17 protein-coding genes, 2 pseudogenes and 1 other annotated feature are annotated in these 23,546 nt (G+C 52.0%); of the genes and pseudogenes, 3 read left to right on the top strand and 16 right to left on the bottom strand.

Annotated features, from left to right (window positions below; translation table 11 throughout):
• The 16 genes and pseudogenes from KNP64_RS10200 to KNP64_RS10275 all read right to left on the bottom strand — a co-directional run bounded on the left by KNP64_RS10200 (nt 1) and on the right by KNP64_RS10275 (nt 17,367).
• Nucleotides 1–120: a cytochrome c oxidase subunit 2A gene (locus KNP64_RS10200; RefSeq protein WP_232819585.1), complete on the bottom strand. Its 120-nt coding sequence runs from the start codon at nt 118–120 to the stop codon at nt 1–3.
• A gap of 244 nt (nt 121–364) precedes the next feature.
• A complete protein-coding gene (locus KNP64_RS10205) occupies nt 365–1,075 on the bottom strand; it encodes a Crp/Fnr family transcriptional regulator (protein WP_214764219.1) in 711 nt (236 codons plus the stop codon).
• A 174-nt stretch (nt 1,076–1,249) separates the two neighbouring features.
• Nucleotides 1,250–2,635 (bottom strand): aldehyde dehydrogenase, encoded by a 1,386-nt coding sequence (locus KNP64_RS10210; protein ID WP_214793201.1) that lies wholly within the window; start codon nt 2,633–2,635, stop codon nt 1,250–1,252.
• Nucleotides 2,636–2,734: 99 nt separating this feature from the next.
• Nucleotides 2,735–3,892: an MFS transporter gene (locus tag KNP64_RS10215; RefSeq protein WP_214793198.1), complete on the bottom strand. Its 1,158-nt coding sequence runs from the start codon at nt 3,890–3,892 to the stop codon at nt 2,735–2,737.
• A gap of 141 nt (nt 3,893–4,033) precedes the next feature.
• Nucleotides 4,034–4,747 (bottom strand): purine-nucleoside phosphorylase, encoded by a 714-nt coding sequence (gene deoD / locus KNP64_RS10220; RefSeq protein ID WP_034781140.1) that lies wholly within the window; start codon nt 4,745–4,747, stop codon nt 4,034–4,036.
• A gap of 15 nt (nt 4,748–4,762) precedes the next feature.
• Complete coding sequence (locus KNP64_RS10225) at nt 4,763–5,470, bottom strand: response regulator transcription factor (protein ID WP_214793195.1); 708 nt, start codon at nt 5,468–5,470, stop codon at nt 4,763–4,765.
• Nucleotides 5,467–7,215 (bottom strand): sensor histidine kinase, encoded by a 1,749-nt coding sequence (locus tag KNP64_RS10230; RefSeq protein ID WP_214793192.1) that lies wholly within the window; start codon nt 7,213–7,215, stop codon nt 5,467–5,469. Before KNP64_RS10230 ends, KNP64_RS10225 begins: the two co-directional genes overlap by 4 nt.
• 107 nt (nt 7,216–7,322) lie before the next feature.
• Nucleotides 7,323–8,522, bottom strand: a complete 1,200-nt coding sequence (locus KNP64_RS10235) for a M48 family metallopeptidase (protein ID WP_214764224.1) — start codon at nt 8,520–8,522, stop codon at nt 7,323–7,325.
• 94 nt (nt 8,523–8,616) lie between these two features.
• Nucleotides 8,617–9,726, bottom strand: a complete 1,110-nt coding sequence (locus KNP64_RS10240) for a PQQ-dependent sugar dehydrogenase (protein ID WP_251126399.1) — start codon at nt 9,724–9,726, stop codon at nt 8,617–8,619.
• Nucleotides 9,727–9,761: 35 nt separating this feature from the next.
• The gene (locus KNP64_RS10245) at nt 9,762–11,222 is read right to left on the bottom strand and encodes an MDR family MFS transporter (protein ID WP_214793187.1); all 1,461 of its coding nucleotides are present in this window, start codon (nt 11,220–11,222) and stop codon (nt 9,762–9,764) included.
• 63 nt (nt 11,223–11,285) lie between these two features.
• Nucleotides 11,286–12,004, bottom strand: a pseudogene (locus tag KNP64_RS10250) (ABC transporter ATP-binding protein).
• 24 nt (nt 12,005–12,028) lie between these two features.
• Nucleotides 12,029–12,469 (bottom strand): annotated as a pseudogene (locus KNP64_RS14990) (right-handed parallel beta-helix repeat-containing protein); the annotation flags it as partial.
• 214 nt (nt 12,470–12,683) lie between these two features.
• Nucleotides 12,684–13,979 (bottom strand): ABC transporter substrate-binding protein, encoded by a 1,296-nt coding sequence (locus tag KNP64_RS10260; RefSeq protein ID WP_214793178.1) that lies wholly within the window; start codon nt 13,977–13,979, stop codon nt 12,684–12,686.
• 182 nt (nt 13,980–14,161) lie between these two features.
• A complete protein-coding gene (gene asnA, locus KNP64_RS10265) occupies nt 14,162–15,145 on the bottom strand; it encodes an aspartate--ammonia ligase (RefSeq protein ID WP_371815333.1) in 984 nt (327 codons plus the stop codon).
• A gap of 66 nt (nt 15,146–15,211) precedes the next feature.
• Nucleotides 15,212–15,453: a binding site (T-box leader), on the bottom strand.
• A gap of 106 nt (nt 15,454–15,559) precedes the next feature.
• A complete protein-coding gene (locus tag KNP64_RS10270; protein ID WP_251126400.1) occupies nt 15,560–16,465 on the bottom strand; it encodes a carbohydrate ABC transporter permease in 906 nt (301 codons plus the stop codon).
• Nucleotides 16,462–17,367, bottom strand: a complete 906-nt coding sequence (locus KNP64_RS10275) for a carbohydrate ABC transporter permease (protein ID WP_034781156.1) — start codon at nt 17,365–17,367, stop codon at nt 16,462–16,464. Before KNP64_RS10275 ends, KNP64_RS10270 begins: the two co-directional genes overlap by 4 nt.
• Before the next feature lie 242 nt (nt 17,368–17,609).
• Here KNP64_RS10275 and KNP64_RS10280 point away from each other — a divergent pair, with 242 nt between their 5' ends.
• From KNP64_RS10280 to KNP64_RS10290, 3 genes are all read left to right on the top strand, one after another.
• Nucleotides 17,610–19,295, top strand: a complete 1,686-nt coding sequence (locus KNP64_RS10280; protein ID WP_214793175.1) for a formate--tetrahydrofolate ligase — start codon at nt 17,610–17,612, stop codon at nt 19,293–19,295.
• Between the two features lie 19 nt (nt 19,296–19,314).
• Nucleotides 19,315–20,244 carry an alpha/beta fold hydrolase gene (locus KNP64_RS10285; protein WP_214793172.1) on the top strand — a complete coding sequence of 310 codons (930 nt, stop codon included), beginning with the start codon at nt 19,315–19,317 and terminating at the stop codon, nt 20,242–20,244.
• A gap of 266 nt (nt 20,245–20,510) precedes the next feature.
• Nucleotides 20,511–23,534 carry an SH3 domain-containing protein gene (locus KNP64_RS10290; RefSeq protein WP_215114005.1) on the top strand — a complete coding sequence of 1,008 codons (3,024 nt, stop codon included), beginning with the start codon at nt 20,511–20,513 and terminating at the stop codon, nt 23,532–23,534.
• Nucleotides 23,535–23,546 lie beyond the last annotated feature (12 nt).

Consider the following 23,546-nt stretch of genomic DNA (forward strand, 5'->3'; position numbering starts at 1 on the left):
TTATCGTGTCACAAATAAGTAAAAGACCGACGACCACATGGCAATGATGACACCAGCGACAATCATGACCGATGTGAACGTGCCTTTTAAGTTCGGTTCTTGTCCATCGTTTTTCTCCACGTGAAGGACCCCTTTCCCTTTGATTTCCACTTTCATTGTATGAAAAGGGGCACTGATTAATATGTGACATTTGTCACTTCAAAAGTGACAATCACATCAAATTTGCGTAGTTTCCACACATAAAGTTCACATTTGAAAAAAAGGCATACAAAAAGGCGATTGCTCCGACATCAGTCGGTCCAATCACCTGTTCATGTTCTCATGTCGTGACGCCGCACGTTTTTCAATGCTTATGAACGGCAAGTCAAAGCCGACAAATACCGGCGGGACAGCCTTCGCAGTAACATAGCTCTTTTAGGAAATCGATGTCATGCAACACCATCGATGTCGGAGTCGTCGTTAACACGCCTTCTTTCCGCCACTGGTTCATCATTCGATTGACCGTTTCGCGAGGTGCACCGATCAATTGTCCGAGTTCGCCGTCAGACGGATGTCTCGGAACTGTGACCCCCTCTGTCTCCTCTACGCCGTGCATTGCCGCCATGCGAAGCAACGTCGAGGCGAGCGCCCCTGGCTTCCCATACAGCAACAAGTCACGCAACTTCATCTCGGACTGTTTACGCATCATCGAAGTCCAACGCAACACCTCCGTAGCCAGCTGCGCGTCTTGACGCACGAGCTCGTCCATCTCTTGTTTTGAAATCCAGCCGATGACACTGTCCTCGGTCGTCTCGATACTGTAGGAGCTCGGGAATACATCGTCGATGTCGAACTCTCCAAAGAAGTCGTCAGCGCCGTATATGAACATGATGAGCGAACTCCCTTTTTTCGTCAGTTTCGTAAATTTGACGGCACCGCTCTTCAAATAAAAGAACTTACTGCATTTTTCTCCTTCCCAACAAACGATACTCGCTTTTGAATATTCTTGAAACGTCATCATCTCGAATAAGAGCTGTTTCGTCTCTTCTGAGAAGACGAAGCTGTTCGGTTGGGTCGTCCCACATTTCATAGTCATGTTGTCTGCTCCCTCCACTGGTCTCATGCCTAATCTGGCCTCGTGCGTGATATATGGTTTTATTATACAGGAGGGCAATGGGCATTTTCATAAAAGTATGTGACATTTCAAACAATCTTCTTATTTTTTCGTTCACAAAAAAAAAGACTGCAGGCTCTCTGCAGTCTAATCCAATCATCGGTAGACGAGTCGAATCAACTTCTCGGCTCCTTTGAAGTTCGGATAACGAACCGGCAAATCAAATTTCGTCGTATTGCGTAAAATCGATTTGGCATGGCTGAACGTCTCAAAGCTGTAGCGACCATGATACGAGCCCATTCCGCTCTCACCGACGCCACCGAACGGCAGGTTCGGGTTCGTCAAATGCATAAGGACATCATTGACACAACCTCCGCCAAACGTGAGATGCTTCATCACCTTCTGCTCCACCTCTTTCGTCTCAGTGAACAAATAGAGCGCGAGCGGGTGTGGGCGCGCTGCAACGAAATCAATCACTTCATCGAGTTGACGATACGTGAGTACCGGTAGAATCGGCCCAAAAATCTCATCCTTCATAACGTTTGCGTCTTCTTCGATGTCCGTCAATACAGTCGGAGCGATCTTCAATTGATCTCGGTCGGTCTGACCTCCGAAAAATACGTCGCCTTCCGTCAAATATCCGGTCAAACGGTCGAAATGTGTCTCATTGACGATTCGTGTGAACCGCTTCGTCCCGACGCCATTCCCGAACATCGTGAACGCTTCACGTTTAATGGCTTCGAGGAATACCTCTCGTTTCGATTCATGGACGAGGACATAGTCTGGAGCGACGCACGTTTGCCCGGCGTTCATCCATTTGCCCCAAGCGATCCGTTTCGCCGCAATCTCGATATTGGCATCGTCATGGACGATGGCCGGCGATTTCCCGCCGAGCTCAAGCGTGACCGGCGTCAAATGTTTCGCCGCCGCCTCCATGACAATTTTTCCGACCGGTGTCGACCCAGTGAAGAAGATATGGTCCCACTTCTTTGCGAGCAGTTCCGTCGCCACGTCTTTATCTCCTTCGACGCTGACGACGTAGCGGTCAGTGAACGCCCGTTCGAGCACTTTTGTGATTATTTGGGCGACGTTCGGTGTCAATTCCGAAGGCTTCACGACGGCCGTGTTCCCTGCGGCAATCGCTCCGATGAGCGGTGCCATTGCCAATTGAAACGGGTAGTTCCATGGAGCGATAATCAGTACCGTGCCATAAGGTTCATACATGACCTCACTTTTCGTCCCGAGATGAATCGAAGCACCGCGGACTCGCTTCGGGCGCATCCAACGTTTCAACTCACGAGTCGTCCGTGTAATCTCATCGTAGACGAAACCAATTTCCGTCGTGAACGCGTCGAGTTCCGATTTGTTCAAATCCTGCTCCAACGCTTGGAGAATTTCGGCCTCATGATGTTTGATCGATTCTTTTAAAAACGTCAGCATACTGAGACGGAATGCGAGCGATTTGGTCGCTTGTGTCCGATAGAAGCGACGTTGTTTACGGATGAGCTCTTCGATGGTCAACTGTTCGATTGGTGCGCGCATAAATCTGCCTCCCTTAGATGATAGCGCTAGCTTCATCTTATCATTTTCTCTTGGCCATCGACCATTTTGAACCTTCGCTCCGCACACTCTCGGTCTGCCTTATCTCACGGGCACGTTCCGCTTTTTCGCTTGTTGCATCATGACGAGAACCAACCCGGCGGCGAGCAAGATGCCTCCGGTCACCGTGAATTTTTGCGTCACCGTGATGGAAAGCCAGCCTAAAAAAGCCGATCCCGTTACCGTCCCGAGCGAGAAGAAGGCATAAAAATATCCGTAGGATTTGCCACGGTTGGCATGGTTGGTGGCTTTGATCAACATCGTGTTGATGGCTGGGAACAAGATCGCGAAACCGACACCGTACAAGGCGAGCACCCCGTATAAGAGACTAGATGTCTCGGCACGGCCGATCAACAGTTGGCTCACACCAAGAATGCCGACACCGAGTGCCGCAAGTTTCGCTGGTTCGATTTGATCGAACAAACGGTTCGTCGGTAACACAAATACGAGCACCGCCATGATTCCGAACGTACTAAGCAGTGTCCCGCTCAAGCGGGAGTCATAGCCGAGCGACTGTACATAAAGTGGTAGCAAGAACGCGATCGCACCTTGCGAGAACATTAAAAGGAAGGCACCGATATACGCCTTCACGACGTCACGTTCAAGCCGTGATTTCCCTTCCTCTTGACGGCTCGATGTTCCGAGCGACAGTTTCGACGGACGTAAAAAGATGAGTGCGAGTAATGCGACCATCGCCCCATAAAACGCGACGTATGTGAAAACGACGGGGACGGTCGTTCGACTCGCCATGATCCCACTGAACGCCGGCCCGATGATGGCCGCCAACCCGACAAAACTGCCGGTCAATGCCACTTTCTTCCCTTGACGGTTCGCTGCGGTCAAATTGGCAGACAACGTGAACGCGGCCGGTACGATCAAGCCGGCGACGAACCCGTGCACGACGCGGACGATGAGAAGCGTCGTCGATGTGTCGACGAGATGGTATGACAATAGACTGAGGCTCGATAGCCCGAGACCGACGAATAAGATGACGATCGGACCGATCCGGTCAGTCCAGATTCCCGATAAAATGTTGCCGAACGTGTTCGACAATGAATAAATGGCAATGACGAGTCCGGCGATGAACGGTGTCGCACCGACCGATGTCGCGAACGTGCTCATGACTGGAAGCTGGGCAAAAAGATCAAAGAAAGCAAAAAAGACGATACTATAAATGACAAAGGCAGATGCTTTGTTCATAGTCACAACTCCTTGGTACAGCCCGATTTTCGAACTGTTCGTTTCAGCTTCAGTCTAGCTTGCCGGTTTCACTTTGTATACACGGGAAGGCGCACGGACGCAAAAATGCCCTACAAACCAGTGGCTTGTAGGGCATTTGCATCAGTTCGTGACTTCGACCGCTGTATCGAGTGCGACACGGATCATCTCGTCAAACGTCGTTTGACGTTCTTCGGATGTCGTCTCTTCTCCTGTCAACAAGTGGTCTGAGATCGTAAGAATCGTCAACGCGTTCACTTTATGTTTCGCAGCGAGTGTGTAGAGTCCTGCCGCCTCCATCTCGATGGCGAGGCAACCGAAGTCGGCCCACTTCTTGAAATGGTGGAAATCATCTTGATAGAATTGGTCGGCTGTGAAGATTTGACCGACTTTGACCGGGATGCCGGCCTTTTCAGCGTTCATATAAGCGCGATGTAGGAGGTCGAACGTCGCTGTCGGTGCATAGTCCATCCCGTTGAAGCGCACACGGTTTTGACCCATCTCACTCGATGCGCTCATCGCGATGACGACGTCACGTACTTTAACGTCTTCTTGAATCCCACCGGCCGTACCGACACGGATCAAGTTTTTCGCGCCGTATGACATGATCAATTCGTTCACGTAAATCGACATCGATGGAACGCCCATTCCTGTCCCTTGAACCGAAATGCGTTTCCCTTTATATGTTCCTGTGAAGCCATACATCCCGCGGACCTCGTTATATAACTCGACGTCCTCAAGGAACGTTTCCGCGATATATTTCGCGCGAAGCGGATCTCCCGGTAACAATACCGTTTCTGCGATTTGTCCTGGTTCTGCCCCAATGTGTACACTCATGATTAAATTCCTCCTTCAAGATAGTCGGTGACACTGCTCCCGATATTTATTCGGGGTGATGCCAACCTGTTTTTTAAAGACTTTCCGGAAATATTTATCATCCGAAAAGCCGACCGCTTGGGCGACTTCATAAATACGTTGTCTACTCGTCTCAAGGAGACGTTTCGCCTCGAGCATCCGGATCGACAGCAAGTATTCGGATAAGTTGACGCCGTACTGCTGTTTGAAGCGACGCGATATGTATTCGCGGCTCAAGTAAAAGCGCTCGCTCATCCCTTGTAAGCTGAGTTCTTCCGCATAATGGCGTTCGATGAACGCGCCAATCTGTAGAATCGGATCGTCTTCGTCAGGAATGACGTCGGCGAGGGCACGTGCGAGCGTCTCGTTCAAGACATCCGGGTCGATCGGCTTCAACAAGTAATCAAAACTACCGAGCTGAATCGCACGCCGCATGTACGAATATTCGTCATAACCGGTCAATACGATTAGCTTGGTCGCCTCAGCTTCCTTATGAACCCATTCCATCAGCTCGATGCCGTTACAACGAGGCATCTGCAGGTCCGATATAATCAGTGCCGGCCGTTCCTTGGCGATGATTCGTTTCGCTTCTTCCCCGTCCTGCGCCTCGATCACTTTCGTGACGCCGAGCTGTTCCCACTCCCCGAGCAGTTTCACCGCTTCCCGTACCGGCGACTCATCATCGACGATCAATACTTTCGTCATGACGCATCCGCCTCCTTTACGGCCGGGAAACGCATGACAATACGAAATCCGCCTGTCTCTGGTGTAGCCAACATAAACTGAGCCTCCCGATTATAGTTTAACATGAGTCGATCCCGAATGTTCTTTAAACCGGTGCCTTCTGCACCATTCAAAGGTTGGGTCGACTTCTCAATCCGTTCTTTTAACAGCGCTAGCTCTTCGTCCGAGATATCGCGTCCGCTATTCTCACATCGAATCACGAGATCTGGCCCTGCTTGGTGAATCCGGACCGAGAAGCGGTTCGCTTCTGTCGCACCGTCCCGCTCAAATCCATGCTTAAAGAAGTTCTCGGCGAGCGGCTGCAAAATCATCTTCGGTACGGTCAAGTCGAGGAGCGTCTCCGGCACGTCGACCTCGATCTCAAATTGATTCGGGAACCGGACTTGCTGCAGCCGAATGTAAGACGTGAGGTGGTCGACTTCTCGCCTAAGCGTCACCATCGATTCGTCCGGATGCATCGTGTAACGCATCATCGACGAGAGTTGGGTAATCAGACGGTACACCGTCTTACCGTCCCCTTTCAACGCGAGCGTCCCAATCGACTGCAAGGCGTTGAATAAAAAATGTGGGTTCGTCTGGGCTTGGAGCGCTCTCAGTTCATTCGTCCGATTTTCGAGCGCTAGACGATATTCTCGTTGAATCAAATCGTCAATGCGTTCGATCATCCGTTTGAATTGCCGTCCGAGCACACCGAACTCATCATTTCCGAGGGAATCGAACGAGACCGTCATATCCCCTTGTTCGATTCGCCAAATGTTCGAGGTGAGCGTCTTGATTGGCGTCGTCAAGCGCATCGAAGCGTAGGTCGCACCGATCAACGCCAATACGAGCGACACCATCCCAACAACGAAGATGATGAACGACGTCCGTGACGCCGGTTCGGTCAACAGTCGATCCGGTATCGATTTCCCGACGTAGAACGTCTGGTTCTCAAATTCGAACGATTTGACGATGCGATGATGCTTCCCATCGCTCGACAGCGAGTTCGTCGACACGTTTTGCGGGATTTCACCATCACCGAGTTGTGCGAACACCTGATTACCGCCCCCTACGAACCAGAGGCTCTCGCTCGGATTGTTCTGTAGCGAGGCGAGTTGCCCGATGAAGATGTCCTCTGGAATATCAATCGACAAAATCGCGAGCGGCTGATCCGTCTCAATCTTATCGAGTCGGAAATGAAGCGTGACGACCTGCTCTTCCGAGACGAGCGGACCGAAATCATGATAGGGCACGAGCGGATGCGAGGCCTCGAGCAGGACGCGGCTCTCTTCATACTTTAATAACTGTTGCTGAATCTCACTCGGCTGCCGTTTCGAACGCGGGGACACTTTCATTTTATAGGCGGCGAACGAATCCATATCTTCGAGCATGAGCAGTTGGATTTGGGCCACATCTTCACGGGATAGGTACATCCCGAGGAGCGCCCGTCGTACCTCGAGTTCAGTCTGTTCAAGCGACAGTCCCGGCCCGTACTCGAGAATATCGAGCACATCCCGATTCGCATACAGACTTGTCGGCAAGCGGCTCAAGTCTGAGACATATCGCTCCATTTGTAGGGTCCCACGTTCAAGCGACCATTCGGTGAGCTGAAGCCCCCGTTCCCGCTCCCGGTCTTTGACGTACCAAAAGGAAATGACCGTCGCCAAAATGACGGGAACGATAATCGTCAAGGCGATCATTCCCGTCAGCTTCGTCCGAATGCTCATCCGCGCATCGCCTCCTCGCTATCATTATATCACGGTCCATGCAAGCGTTTGCAACAGCTGTTATTAAAAAGGTTTATGGCCACACGCATGGCCATAAACCTCTCTGTTCACTCGTACGATTGAATCAATTCGATGATTCCTGTTGGTTGACCGGAGTCGGCAGCGAGTTCAGCCGGGGTCATCCCGTCCTCGTTCTCAAGGGACACGTCGGCACCGCTCTCGAGCAACAGCTCGACCGTGTCGATGTCCGCGCCTTCCCCGTATAACAAGTTATGGAGCGGCGTATCGCCATACAGGTCTTGCGTGTTGACGTCAGCACCGTCCGCCAGCAATGCCGCGAACTCTTCGTACGATGCATCGTTATAGGCAAGTTCTTGAATCGGCTCTTCTGCCATGGCATCAAGCGAGCCGAACCCTTCTGAGAAGCCAGTCAATCCGTCGCTCGTGAACAACCAGGCGACAATGGCCACATTGACAATGACGCTCAATACAATCGTCCCGATAATCGACCCTTTGACATACCCTGCCGTCTTGAAGACCGGAACGTTCGTCTCACCGGCGTTCGTCGCGATGGCCGCAATCCGTTTCGGGAGCGGCGGATGCGTCGATAACAGCTCGCTCAACTTGGCGATAAATCCGTTCTCACGGCTCGCTTCGTACAAGTAGTCAAACTCGCTCACTTCTTTTGCCAACTTCCCACCGATCGCAAGAATCGTGAGGGCACGTTTCGATGCGGCTTGGTCTTGAATGTAGTGGGCGGCCATGCGGTCACACGTAAATTCACAGGCGCGCGAATAGGCAGACCCTAAAAACGGGATCCAGCCGCCGAGCATCATGGCCCACTGTTTTTGAACGTGATTACGGCGAATGTGTGCCAGTTCATGCGCAATGACAAACTCGACTTCTTTCGTGTACCCATCACGTGACAACTCGACGATATCCGAATACAAGATGACCATGTTCTTTTGGAAGAAACGTGTCGCGAAAGCGTTCAAGACGCCCCCGGCTTGAAGAATGTAGACGTCCGGGAGTAGGCGAATCCCCATCTCTTGCCCGACACGCTGATACGTATGATGCAAGTCGGCGAATTGACGCTCTGTCACTTTGACGCCGTTCGTGCGAATATATCCGATTTGAAGCCAGTGCGTGAATAGAGACAGTGCTAAAATCGTTCCGATTATCCATAAGAAAATGCCGAGAGAGGCGATTGTGAAGACGATTCCTAACACCACCGTCAACACGCTGGCCGCGACGAGCAGTCCAAAATACAGCTTTTCGTTCTTATGTACCAATTGTGATTGTTTCATGTAAAATTCCCCTTCATTTTCCATATGAAGTCCATTATACCTGATAATTGGATATCGACAACAAAAAAATAGAAACTGACACGGGTGTCAGTTTCTATTCGAGGGTCAAGCGATACAGCTGATCATCCTCATTGCTCGGATTTCCGCGTCCATCCGTATTGTTCGTGATGAAGTAGAGCTCTCCGTCTCCTAACCAGACATCACGGATACGCCCTTTGTCCTCGACGAGCGGGGTGACCTCTTTTGTCTCTCGGTCGATGGCAACAAGGCGATTCCCCCGAAGCGTCGCCATGTATACGTAACGGTCGTCCGCCGCGATTCCCGAAGGTGCCCACGATGTCTCCCCGACTTCGAACCATGGTGTCTCGAGACCATCTTGTTCCTTGTCTGCCTCGATGAGCGGCCAGCCATAGTTGTTTCCCCGCTCGAGAATGTTCACTTCATCGTGACCGGACGCCCCATGTTCACTCGCATAGAGCGTGTCGCCAACTTTCGTCAAACCTTGGGGATTGCGGTGGCCCGACGAATAAATCCAATCGGTCGGCTCGCCTGTTCCGGATAAGGACACCCGTAACACTTTTCCGGCAATCGACGTCTCATCTTGAGCGAGATCCGGAACGAGGGCGTCTCCCGTGGTGACCCAAAGTGCGTCGCCATCGAGCAATAAGCGGCCGCCGTTGTGGAACTGGGCGCCTGGGATCTCATCGAGCACGACAGCCGTCTCTTCAAAGCGCTCCCCGTCCCACGTCAATTCGACGACCCGGTTTCGTACGTCCCCAGGTGTCCCGTACGTATGATAGGCGTACACTTGTCGGGATGTCGTGAAATCTGTCGTCAAGGCCAGGCCGAGTAAACCACCCTCGCCGATTTCGAGCACATCTTCTTCGAGGACGACCGGTTGTCGATCGAGATTCCCGTCCGCATCGATGACGGCGATTGTGCCACCTCGTTCCGAGATAAGCCATCCTTCGTCGGTCCTTACCATCGACCACGGTACGTCCAATTGCTTAACGACAGACTCGCTCGCACCGAATGTCAGCGAATCGTCTGCTTCCGATGTTGGTGCATCGCCTGGTGTATCTTCCGCAGGTGTTTCTTCGGTCGACTCTTTGCCCGGAGTCTCTTTTGGCGCCGGTGCGTCAGCAGGTTCCGATGCACAACCTGCTAATACGGCAAGAGATAACACAAGGATCCATCGTTTCAACATGATCGCCTCCTTTTCACCATCATACCGTGTCTTTAGTTGTCGCGTGAAGGTTCAGGTGGATTAGCTGGTAAGCGAAGCGCGATCAACAACGCGATGAACGCCGCGAGTGCCGCTCCGATGAAGACGGTATTCAATCCGGTGGCGATGAGTTGCTCGCCTTGGAGCCGGACCGTCGTGTTTAACGTCTCGGTGACGCTTCGATTAAAGAACGATTCGAGTGATACGTCGCTCAAGCCCGCCTCGTCACGGAAACCGCTGAGGACGATAAAGTTGAATACTGCACCAAACACGGCAACACCGAGCGTCTGACCGACTGTACTCAAAAATGAGTTCGCGGCCGTCGCGGTCCCGCGTTGCCGGTAAGATACGACGGTCTGCAAGACAACGATGAACATCGGCTGTGACAAGCCGAACCCGACGCCAATAATGGCGACAGCGAGGTAGACGAACAGATCTGGGCTTGATTGCGTGAGCAGCGTCAAGATGATTGTCCCGATCAACAAGAGACTCATTCCTGTCACGGCCCGACGCCGTGGCGAGGCCGCTCCAAGTGTACGGCCGCCGATAATCGACGTGAATGTCCAAGCGACCGAGAGTGGCATGAGCATGAATCCGGCTTCGGTCGCTGATTTCCCAAGGACGGCCTGTGCCCAAATCGGGATATAGGCCGACATTGACACGAGGACCCACGCCGCGAAGAAGACGGCCCCATTGATCGACGCGATGATTGGTTGTTTCAATAATTCGAGTGGCAACAACGGTGTCTTCGCCCGTCGTTCCGATACGAAGAAACTGGTGAGCAAGATGACGCTGAAAACGGCACTGGCGACGACCGAGGCCGTCCAGACGTTCGTCTCGCTGAACGTGATCAGCCCATACAAGAACGCCGTCGTACCGAACGCAAACAACAGCGCTCCTTTGACGTCAATCCGTTCCGTCGTCTCGGTCACGGTCTCTTTATAGAACGTGACGATCATGATGAACGATAAAAGTGCGAACGGTACGTTCAATAAGAAGACGTAACGCCAAGACAACGTCTCGACCAAGAACCCGCCGATGACCGGACCGAGCACGCCCGATACGCCCCACACCGCGCTCAAAATCCCTTGAATCTTGCCGCGCTCTTCGTATTTATACAAATCGCCGATAATCGTCATCGAGATCGGTAATACCGCACCGGCGCCGAGCCCTTGAAGCGCCCGGAAGACAATCAGTTGTTCCATCGATGTGGCAAGTCCGCAAAGAAGTGAGGCGAGCGTGAACAGCCCGATTCCAAATAACAGGACACGCTTTCGGCCGAACAAATCGGCCACCTTCCCATAGATTGGTGTCGATACCGCCGTGAACAGCAAGAAGGCGGCAAACACCCAGCTTACGAGGGCAGCCCCATTCAATTCGCTCGCGATGACCGGCGTTGCGACGGAGACGACCGTCCCTTCAATCGCCGCTAAAAAAGTCGCCAACAACAGCGCGACCGTAACATTCTTTCTCATTTGTTTCATCTCCCCAATAAAATAGCGGTGCCGGAAGGTTCCGAGCACCACTTCAACTGTCTATTATTTTGTGCGAGCCGCGCCGGTTTGACAAGCCTCAACTTCCGATTCGAAAAAGAAACGTTTGATTTCAGCATAAGCCGCCGCTTCGTCCGTGACGAGGACGCGACCTGCGAGCCGACCGTCCTTGAGCATCCATACTTCATCAGCGAGCATCGCTGCCACATCAAGCTGGTGTGTCGAGCAGACGATCGTCGCACCACGCTCAGCTTCTTCCCGCAACAAGCCACCGAGCAGACACATCCAAGTCGGATCGAGTCCGTTCGTCGGTTCATCGAGGAGCAAGATGTCAGGTTTCGTCACGAGCGCCTGCGCCAGTAGGAGACGTTGACGCATCCCTTTCGACAACTTCCCGACGGCTCGGTTTCTCAATCCATCGAGACCGACGCGCTCCAACAGCGCTAAATCTGGTTTCACGCCTTGCCATAATGTGTAATAGGCGTACGTCTCACCGACGGTCCAAGACGGATCGAACGCAAAGTCGTCTGGCATGTATCCAAACGTCCGATGGTACGTCTTCCCGCCATCGATCGTTCGACCCTTAAGGATACGCTCCCGACGCTTGGGGGAATCGTGCCGTTCATAAGATTCAACAGCGTCGACTTCCCAGCCCCGTTACTGCCGCATAAAGCGACGACCTGGCCTGAGTCAATCCCACCGTCAAGCGGATGGAGCGCCCATGACTCGCCGTATCGTGAGTTCGTGACGAGCGGCCGGGTCAACTCGTGTCCGGTCCCGTTTTCAATATAAATGCCGTCACGGACGTCGTCGACGATGGCTCCTTTGATGACGGTCGCCTCGCTATCCTCGATGGAGATTCCTTCCTCCTCACCCTTCCCTGTCACGTTCGGTCGAATCAACCTGACCCCGTAACTGTTCTCGACGGCGATCCCGGTCCCGGTCGCCTCAATCGTAACGTCGATGACTTGATGACCGAGTCCCACGACGAGCACCGCGGATACGGTCGTCCGTTCGCACTGTTCGATCTCGACGTTCTCGAGCACGGCCCCGGTCCCTTCGAGTTGAAACGCAGGATGTTCACAACTACTGAACCGCTTTCCTTCACCGTTAAACGTTTCGTTCGATTGAATCACAATCGGTTCTTTGAGCGACACCGGTTCCTCGTTCGCTTGAACAGTGATCGGTGAGAAGAACCATAACGCGAGTAACCCGCATAGTCGTTTCATAACCCCTCCTCTTGATGAATCGCTTACAGAACATATTGTACGAAAACCCTAGGGGGGTATGTGTCATTTTTATAGGATTCATGTGACAGTTTCTTCATAAAAAAACACAAGTGGCGAAGGGGTCATTTCGCCGCTTGTGTTGCTATCATTTCGCCGCTTGTGTTGCTATCATTTCGCCGCTTGTGTTGCTATCATTTCGCCGCTTGTGTTGCTATCATTTCGCCTTATCGGCCCATACTTTCGTGAAGTCTTGAAGCATCTCGTCGCCTGTCTTTTGACCGCCCACGTATGCTTGCATCAGTGCGCCATACTCGTTGACCGCACCATCCGGATACTTGAACCAGTTCCACGAGATCGTCTTGCCTTCGTTTGAATAGGCCAAGATATCGTCCGCAAGTGGTCCAAGGTCGTTCGCTTCAATCGATTTGAACGCCGGGATAAATTTGAACTTGTTGACCATGTAGTCTTTACCCGTATCGGACGTCGCCATCCATTCGAGGAAATCCTTCGCTTCTTCCTTATACTCGGAGTTTTTGTTGACGACCCAGTTGTTCGGGACACCGACCGGGAGGCGGTCCATCTTCTCTTTGTCATCATTGATCGGAATTGGCACAAAGCCCATCTCGATGTCCGGGTTCACGTCAAGAATCATCTGTTGCGCCCAGTTCCCTTGTTGAAGCATCGCCGTCTCACCTTGAGCGAACTGAGTGACTTGCGTGTTATAGTCCGTCGTAAGTGGATTTTTATTTCCATATTTGATCGTGAGGTCGAACAGTTTCAAGAACTGTTGGAATTGCTCGTTGTCCTCGAATTTTCCTTTATTCTCGTTCAGCGCCTGGATAAACGCATCCGGATCGTCTTGCTGCGCCATCGGAATGTTGAGCAAATGGATACCGAGAATCCAGAATTCGGCATAACCGACCGAGAACGGCGTGATGCCTGCTTTATCCAACTTCTCAGCCGCATCCGTCAACTCAGACAACGTCTTCGGCAGTTCGCTGACGCCCGCCTTATCGAACAGCTCTTTATTATAGATGAAACCATAGCCTTCCAAGTTCATCGGCATCCCGTACAGTTTGTCGTCCATCGTCATCGGTTCTTTGGCCACTTCGGTCAAGTCACCGACCCATTTCTCGTCCGACAAGTCTTCCAACTTGTCTTTCCACGTTTGTGCTTCGGTGAAGCCACCGTTATTGAAGATGTCCGGTTCATTGCCTGACGCGAACTGGGACTTGAGCGCTGCCCCATAGTCGGCTCCGCCTCCGACCGTTTGGACGGTCACTTTGACGCCCGTCTCTTCTTCGTATTCTTTCGCCATCGCCTCGAGGTCTTTGGCGATTTCCGCCTTGAACTGGAAGACGTTCAACGTGACGTCTTGTTTGTCCCCGCTATCCGCGTTCGCATCGTTCGATCCTTCATCTTCCGTAAGCGACCCGCCGCCACAGGCCGCAAGAGTCAATACCATCCCAGCCGTCATCACGGCGGTCGATAATCTCCATTTACGTTTCATTTCGCTTCCTCCCTAAGTATAGAGTCGACAATCATGATTCCAATCGGTACACCCTAACTTTAGATGAAAACGCTTCCATTATGTAGGTGTCAAAATTGACGTGTAGGGTGGAAAATGTTGCACAGAAAACCAGGACTTTCTTATTGAAAAAGAAAGTCCTGGTTTTAGTTTCTTCTATATAATTACAACAGGCTGATTCCGGCTTCTTCACACGCGGTGATCATCTCACTCGGCCAAACCGAAGATTGGACTTCGCCGATATGGCGGGCACGAAGCAAGTACATGGCGACACGGGATTGCCCGATGCCCCCTCCGATGGTAAGCGGGAGGCGTCCTTCGAGGACGGCTTGGTGGAACGGGTACTTCCGTTTCTCTTCGGCACCGGCAGTAGCCAACTGCTCAGCGAGTACCGTCTCGTCGACACGGATCCCCATCGACGACAATTCGAACGCCGATTCGAGTTCCGGGTGCCAGACGAGGATGTCGCCGTTGAGTGACCAGTCATCGTAGTCGGCCGCACGACCGTCATGCTTATCGCCTGAGGCGAGTGCACCACCGATTTGCGAGAGGAAGACCGCACCGTACGCTTTACAAATCGCGTGCTCACGTTCTTTTGGTGTGAGCGTCGGGTAAAGGTCTTCGAGTTCTTGGCTCGTCAAGAAATGAATCGTCTCTGGCAAAATCGCCTCAATCCCGTACATCGATTCGACCGTCTGTTCCGTCTCGCGGAGTGCCGCGTAAATCGATTCGACCGTCGCCTTCAAGTACTCCGTCGTCCGGTGTTCCCGGGCGATGACGCGTTCCCAATCCCATTGGTCGACGTGAAGCGAGTGCGTCGCGTCGAGCTCTTCATCACGACGGATGGCGCGCATCTGGGTGTACAAGCCTTCCCCGACCTCGAATCCGTAACGGCCGAGCGCTTCTCGTTTCCATTTCGCGAGCGACTGAACGATTTCAAGTTCGTGTCCCGGATACTGCGTGTCGAACTGAATAATGCGTTCGACGCCGTTCAAGTGGTCGTTGACACCGCTCGCCGATGTGACGAACAGCGGGGCCTGCACTTGTGTCAACCCAAGCGCCGTGCTGAACTTGTCTTCGAATGTCGCCTTCACTACTGTAATCGCCTGTTGTTTCGCTTTCATCTTGCTTGTTGCTGTCGTTGTCATGTTTTCTTCCTCCAATTGTGGGATTTTGGGACGGAGCAATAGAAAAAAGCCCTCCAATCCCATGGACTATGGGACGGAAGGCTTCAAGCTCCGCGGTGCCACCCAAATTAGTAGACGAATCTACTCACTTTTTCGAGACGAACATCTCGTAGTTCCGATAACGGGGAACATTCCGGCTACGTCTACTTGCAAAGCGTTCGGGTAGCGACTCCAGGAGGTTCTTCGACAGAGATTTCAGTCCGGGCTCTCACCTTCCCCGGCTCGCTTTGCTTACGTCTTCTGTGTACTCGTCCTTTCAATGTCGTTCACAATTGAATTGACCCAATTATTATAAATATTCCGACAAATGTCAACAGCTTTTTTCAAAAAAAATTCTCCCCCGTGTAGCGGACGGGGGAGATCCCTTGGGAAGGGTTATTTGATCGAGCCGCTCGTAATCCCTTTGATAATATGCTTTTGCATACCGAAGAAAAAGACGAGGAGCGGAACGATCCCAAGGACTAAACCTGCGAGTGCCAAATCCCATTGTTTTGTATATTGTCCGAAGAAATAGAACGTCGCGAGCGGAATCGTCCGCAGTTCGATGTCTCGGAGGACAAGTGAAGGTAACAGAAAGTCGTTCCAAATCCAAAGGCTGTTCAAGATGATGATTGTCACCGTGATCGGTTTTAAAAGCGGGAACACGATGCGCCAAAAGACGCCCCACGTCGAGCAACCGTCAATGATGGCTGCTTCTTCGATTTCTTCCGGAATCGACTTCATAAACCCGTGATATAAGAACACGGAGATGCCTGACCCAAACCCGAGATACATGACCATCAGTCCCCAATGGCTGTTTAACAACCCGAGTACGCTCGATACTTTCACGAGCGGAATCATGATTGACTGGAACGGGATGACCATCGCCGCGACGAACAAGAAGAAGATGACCGTCGAAATCCAATGTTTCGTCCGGACGAGCTTCCAAGCCGCCATCGATGTGAACAACACGATCAGTAGGTTCGCGCCGGCCGTGATGAGGAGCGAGTTCAAGAAGACGCGTCCGTAGTTCATCGCCTCCCATGCCTCTGAATAGTTCGAGGCGAGCCAAACGTTCGGCAAGGCAGACGTATTCGTGTAAATCTCGGCGATCGATTTGAACGAGTTGACGATGACGTAATAGAACGGGACGAGGTACAAGAGCCCGAGTAAAATCGCCACCAACTCGACGAGACCGAGCCCCGCCGTATATCCGCCCGTCCGCAACGGCTTTTGCGGCAACAATTGTCGTGGTGCCTGATCGATATTCGCTTCGATGCGTTCAATTTTTTCCGTCGTCATGCCTCCACCTCCCGCTTTTTCGTCAAGTACACTTGCGTGACGGTAATCGCCGCGACGACGAGGAAGAAGATGACTGCTTTCGCCGAGCCGAGTCCGTAGTTATTATTCACAAACGATTCGGTATAGATGTTCAAAGCGAGCATCTCCGTCGATTTGAACGGCCCGCCGTTCGTCAGTGATAAGTTCGTATCGAATACTTTGAACGACCATGAGATGGTCAAGAACAGACAAATCGTGATCGACGGCATGATCATGGGGAGGGTGATATGACGAAGCATCTTCAACCGGTTTGCCCCGTCGATTTTAGCCGCTTCAAGTAAATCTGTCGGCACATTTTGGAGCGCCGCAATGTAAATGACCATGACATAGCCCCCACCTTGCCAAATGGCGACGATGACGATGCCCCAGAACGCCGTCTGAGCGTCACCTAGCCACGGCAGTTCGAACAGACTCCACCCCGTCAATGCACCGATTGATTCAAAGCCCTTCACATAGATAAACTGCCAAATGAACCCGAGAATAAGCCCGCCAATCAAGTTTGGCATGAAAAAGACGGTGCGCAGAATATTGCGCGTCTTAATATTCATCGTCAATAGTAAAGCCAATAGGAAGCCGACGATATTCGTCAGCACCACGGCCACGAGCGTATATTTCGTTGTGATCCAGAACGAAGCGCGGAACTGTTCATCTTCAAATAAAATCCGATGGTAGTTGTCCAGTCCGACCATATTCAATTGCCCCGTCACACCGTTCCAATCTGTGAAACTGTAATAAATCCCGTTGAAAAATGGAATAAGCACGATTGCCACAAATGCCAAAAAGGCCGGACCAACGAATGCGATAAAACTCGCCGGCTTCTTCCAATTTCGTCTCCGTTTGATTCGTTTCGGTGTTTCTGTCATGTTCATCGCCTCCACTATCAACTTACCTTCCTGGACCAAAAATGAAAACGGATACATTTGACGGAAAGGGTGGAATATATTGCACTCAATGGGTGAATTCTACGAAGCGATGGGTTATGATAAACTCAATGACAACACGAACGAGTCTTCCCTAACGAAAGATTAAACCTTGATTCCGGGTCGATTCACGAATGAAATGTACTAAATAGGTTATAATGTTCGAAAGTGGAGGGATTTTATACATGACGACGATTAAACCGTTATCCGACCTAACAATTGCCCAACAAGCCGAGATGCTACCTGTCAAAGAGATTGCGGAAAAACTCGGTTTACAAGAAGATGACCTCGATCTATACGGGAAATATAAAGCCAAGTTATCATTCGATGTCATCGATCGGATGGCGACTCGAGAAGACGGGAAACTCATCCTCGTCACGGCGATCAATCCGACTCCAGCCGGCGAAGGAAAGTCGACCGTGACCGTCGGACTTGGACAAGCGTTGAATCAACTCGATAAACAAGCAATCGTTTGTCTACGTGAACCATCACTCGGTCCGACGATGGGCTTAAAAGGCGGTGCGGCCGGCGGCGGTTTCAGCCAAGTGTTGCCGATGGAAGACATCAACCTTCACTTCACAGGTGACATGCATGCGATCACCGCAGCTCATAACACGATCAGCGCCATGCTCGATAATCACCTTCATCAAGGGAACGACCTCGGGATCGACGTCCGTAAAATCGTTTGGAAACGTGTCCTCGACTTGAATGACCGTGCACTTCGTCACGTGACGATCGGCCTCGGCGGCAGTGCCCACGGGGTACCGCGTGAAGACGGATTTGACATTACCGTGGCGTCTGAAATCATGGCCATCCTCTGCCTCGCCGATTCGTTGACCGACCTCGAGGCACGCATCAAGCGCATCGTCGTCGCCTACGATCAAGACAACGAACCGATCACGGCCGAACAAATCGGGGCGGCTGGTGCCGCGACACTGTTGTTGAAAGAAGCGTTCAAGCCGAACCTGGTGCAAACACTCGAACAGACGCCCGCGCTTGTTCATGGTGGTCCGTTCGCCAACATCGCTCACGGCTGCAACTCGTTGATTGCGACAAAAACTGCGCTCAAGCTCGGTGAATACGTCGTCACCGAAGCGGGATTCGGAGCCGACCTCGGTGCCGAGAAGTTCTGTCACATCAAGTCACGCATCGGTAAATTAAATCCGGACGCCGTCGTCCTCGTGGCGACAGTCCGTGCCTTGAAAATGCATGGCGGCGTCGCCAAAGACCAACTCCACGTCGAGAACGTCGGAGCCGTCGGGAACGGATTAAAACTTCTCGCCAAACATGTCGAGACGATGGGGAAACTTGGCTTGCCGACCGTCGTCGCCCTCAACCGATTCAATTCAGACACGACCGAAGAGTTGGCGGCCGTCCTCGACTGGTGTGAAGCGAACCACATTCGATTGGCGCTCAGTGAAGTGTGGTCAAACGGAGGCCAAGGCGGACGCGCGCTCGCCGAGGCCGTCATCGAGACGATTGAGTCGAATGAGAGTGCATTCACCCCGCTCTATGCGTTGACCGATTCGATCGAACAAAAAATCTTGACGATCGCCCGTGAAGTGTATGGGGCGGCCGACGTCACGTTCACCGCGACCGCAAAAAAACAAATGGCTCAAATCGAAGCGAACGGCTGGCAACACTTGCCGATTTGTATGGCGAAGACGCCGTTCTCGCTGTCAGACGACCCGACGAAACTCGGTTACCAGCACGGGTTCACTGTGACCGTAAGAGAGTTGAAACCGTCGGTCGGCGCTGGCTTTCTCGTCGCCTTGACCGGAAACGTCTTGACGATGCCGGGTCTGCCGAAGCAACCGGCCGCCTTGAATATGGGAATCGACGAGACCGGTAAAGCGATCGGATTATTTTAAACGACTCGGAGGGATACAGATGGATGTCACGGAACATACGTATGCGGACGGGTATCGGACGCATGTGCTACACATTCCCATCTTACAACCAATTGGAAATTGCTTCATCTTTCACGGTATGCTCGAGCATCACCGACGATATGTCGAATTCGCTGATTTTTTGTCAGAAATTGGTTTTAACGTATTCCTATGCGATCTCCGCGGTGCCGGTTCTTTGGCACGGGATCAGTCCACTTACGCCCACTTGTCTCCACATGAAGGATTTGATCAAATGGTTGATGACGCTATCTCACTCCTCGATCACTATCAAGACGAGTTGCCGACTGTCGTCCTCGGCCATAGTTTCGGCTCACTGCTCGCCCGTCGCCTCGGGCAACGGTTAGGTCATCGCCTGGCTGGCGTCATCGCCGTGTCTCCGCCTCCACATTCGGGATGGATCGGGCGGATCGGACTGTATGCGATCGATTTGGCCATCCGGTTCAAAAAGAGCCAATATGAATCTCGCTTTTTCGAACGCTTGCTGTTCGGACGATACAACTTAAAGTTCTTACCCGCCACGACCGAGAGCGATTGGATTTCAAGCGTTCCAGAAGAAGTATCCGCCTATGTAAACGACCCGGATTGCGGTGGCATTCCGACGCTCGGCTACTTGCATGAGGTCGCCCGCGCCTCACTCGATGTGACGTCCACTGCCCGGATTCACGAGCATCCGAAAACGTTACCCATCTTGTTCGTTGTCGGGGCTGACGATCCGGTCGTCCATGACGGTGAAGGACTCACGGGAATCGTTCATAAACACCAAGTTGCCGATATCGAGTTGACCGTTCTCACCTATGACAATGCCAGACATGAGATTTTGCGTGAACGACAACGACAAGACGTGTGGACCGATATCGGCGATTGGATGCATCAAACCGTACAATTCGAAAAAAGAACCTCCATTTCCTAGGAGGTTCTTTTTTCTTTCCATAATAATACATCACTTTTCTAATTCATTTACCTTTTTTGTAATTTACATTCTTCTTTCCAATTTTTAAGTACGCTATACTTAGACCGCACACTACATGAATACATACATGTTGATCTGTATTCACCGAAAGGGGTAACACATTGAAGCCAACAATCACACGATTGAGCACGGCCGTCCTCATCTCTAGCACAATGTTGAGTACGCTTGTTCCCGCTCATTCATATGCAGCAACATACGAAGGAACCGTGAATACATCTATTTTAAACGTACGTTCCGCCACTTCGACCACTTCGGACATTGTCGGGAAATTGACGCAAGGCGAGACCGTTCAAGTGTACACAACGAACGATAACTGGGCCCAAATCGAATTCGAGGGCGAAAAACGCTACGTGTCGGCGACGTATTTGACATTGAAATCAACCGTTGAAAAGACAGCGACGACAACGGCATCGGCCTACACAGCGGACGCGAACGTCAACTTGCGTTCGTCGACGTCGACTTCTGCCGTCATCCTCACGACGATCCCGAAAAACGCGACCGTGACCTATATCTCTTCGCACGGCGCGACCGGCTCGTGGATGAAAGTGACTTACGGGAAATATACAGGTTACGTTGCAGCCCGCTACTTCACACCGACGACGCCTGTCGAAACGCCTTACTATACTGTCAAGACAGCCGTGCTGTATGACTCGACAGGTTCAGGGGCGACGAAAATTGGAACGATTCCGGCAGGTGCCAAAGTGACGCACCTCGCCTCACTCGGCGCGACCGGTTCGTGGTTTAAAATCGAGTACGGCTCGACCGTCGGATACGCCCCGGCCCGGAACTTCTCGACTTCGCTCTTGACGCCGGAAGCGACGACCCCTTACTTCGCGGTCAAGAACGTCGCTCTCTATAACAGTTCCGCCTCGGGCGCGACGAAAATCGCGACGATCCCACTCGGTGCCCAAGTCGAACAACTCGCGATGCCAGGGCTGAGCTCATCTTGGTTCAAAATCCGCTACAATGGCGTGACCGGCTATGCGGCAGCACGTAATTTCTCAAAGACAAAACCAGAAACCGTCGTGCGGACGCCTTACTATGCCGCTCGTGACCTCGTCTTGTATAAATCATCAGCTTCAGGGGCGGAACGTCTACGGACAATCCGGGCCGGTAGCAAAGTGACACAAGTGTCAGAGGCCGGACTCGCAAGTTCGTGGTTCAAGATTGAATATGATGGCGTGACCGGCTATGCCGCGGCTCGAAACTTCTCGACGACTCCGCCAGAAGTGATTGTGATCAAACCTTATTACGCGATTCGCAACGTGGCGATGTATAATTCATCGGCTTCGGGTGCGACGAAAATTGACACGATTCCATTCGGCGCGAAAATCGAGCAGATTTCGCAGAGCGGATTGTCGAGCTCATGGTTTAAAGTACGTTACGACGGGAAAACGGGCTATGCAGCTTCACGCCATTTCTCAGTCGACAAACCGGAGGTGATCGTCGTGACCGATTATTATACGACGCAACGAGTCGTCCTCTATGACCGGTCTGTTTCACCGAAAACAAAAATCGCCGTCATTCCGACGGGAACGAAAGTTCAGCAAATTTCTGAGGCTGGCTTGACGAGTTCGATGTACAAAATCAAGTACGGCTCGCTCACGGGCTATGCGACCGCCGCTTATTTCGCCGACAAGCCACCGGCTCCGGAAGAACAGTTAGAAGCTGAACGGGAAGTCGAGGTCGTCGTCGCTAACAATGGCACGTTGAACGTTCGGACGAAGCCGGTGGACGGAAACGTTATCGGCACGCTCGCGAACGGCACGGTCGTCAAAGTGAAACCGATTGTCGGTAGCGACTGGGGCGTCATCTCGTATCTCGTCAACGGTTCGCTCGTGAAAGGGTACATCTCCCTCACGTATACGAAACCGTACACGCCGCCTGTTGCCGGCAGTAAAGAGATGGTGATCACAGAGACGGCTTATCCGTATACGCTCGCGACGATGGTGGCTACCCAGCGAAACGTCATTTCTCAATCAGACGCTTTCCGGGCCGCGAACGCGTATGTGCCGAAGTCGCTGATTTCCAAGAGCACGACAGGTGAACTATTCACGACGAAGTTTCAATATCTAAAATCTACCGCTTCGTCTTCTGCAACGACTCTCGCTACGTTACCGAATCACACTAAACTTGCTTACCTCGGCTCTCAGCAAGTCGGGACCGCAATTTGGTATAAAGTGAAATATGGTTCCTTTACGGGCTATGTCATGGCAACAGCGACCGCACCGGCCGGAAAAGTCATAGCAACCGAACTGTACTCAACTCGATTCCAGTATTTGAAGGCGACCGCATCGTCAGCATCAACGAACGTGACCAGCGTATCGACCAATACGAAACTCGACTACCTTGGTACACATAAAGTCGGCTCGACGACGTGGTACAAAGTGAAGTACGGATTATTCACCGGATACGTGAGTGCCGCTAACGTCGCTGGGAACGTCAATGTATTAAAAGATGCAGCGATGACGTCCCACTCGTTTGGGGTAATCAATCCCGGTGAAGATGTCGCCATTACAGGGGAAACGGATCAATACTATACAATCGCTTATTATCGTCCGAGCGGATACCATATCCGTGTCTTCGACCAATCATGGCGACGGGCGACGGATGAAGAAATCACGCGCCAAGTCTCCCCATCATCGTTTGCTAAAACTTCGCGTGAGTACTTCCAATTCCTAGATTTGTCGAAGGGCGCTGACTTGACTGCCAGCGTCTTGAACAAGTCGCTCATTGGAAAAGGTATTTTAGCAGGCCGTGGCCAGGCGTTCATCGACGCCTCACGCACGCATAACGTCAATGAGATTTATCTATTGTCACATGCATTGATTGAAACAGGTCACGGCACATCTGGCCTCGCTACCGGAACGCTCGTCTCGAGCGTCGACGGCAAGGCCGTCACGCCGAAGACCGTCTACAACATGTATGGCATTGGTGCGATCGATGGGAACGCCCATGTCAAAGGTGCCGAACGCGCTTATAAAGAAGGCTGGTTCACACCGGAAGCTGCCATCATCGGCGGTGCCAAGTTCATCGGCGACTCGTATATCAACAATCCGAGCCGGAAACAGAACACACTCTATAAGATGCGGTTCAATCCAAGTAACACCGGCACAGACCAATACGCTTCAGACATCGCATGGGCGACGAAACAAACAACCAGTATGTATAACATGTACCAACAGCTTGACGCCTACACGCTTTACTTCGATGTACCGAAATTCCAGTAAGACACAAAGAGA

The organism is Exiguobacterium sp. s64 (genome assembly GCF_018618035.1).
In the GTDB taxonomy this organism is placed as follows: Bacteria; Bacillota; Bacilli; order Exiguobacteriales; family Exiguobacteriaceae; genus Exiguobacterium; species Exiguobacterium mexicanum_A.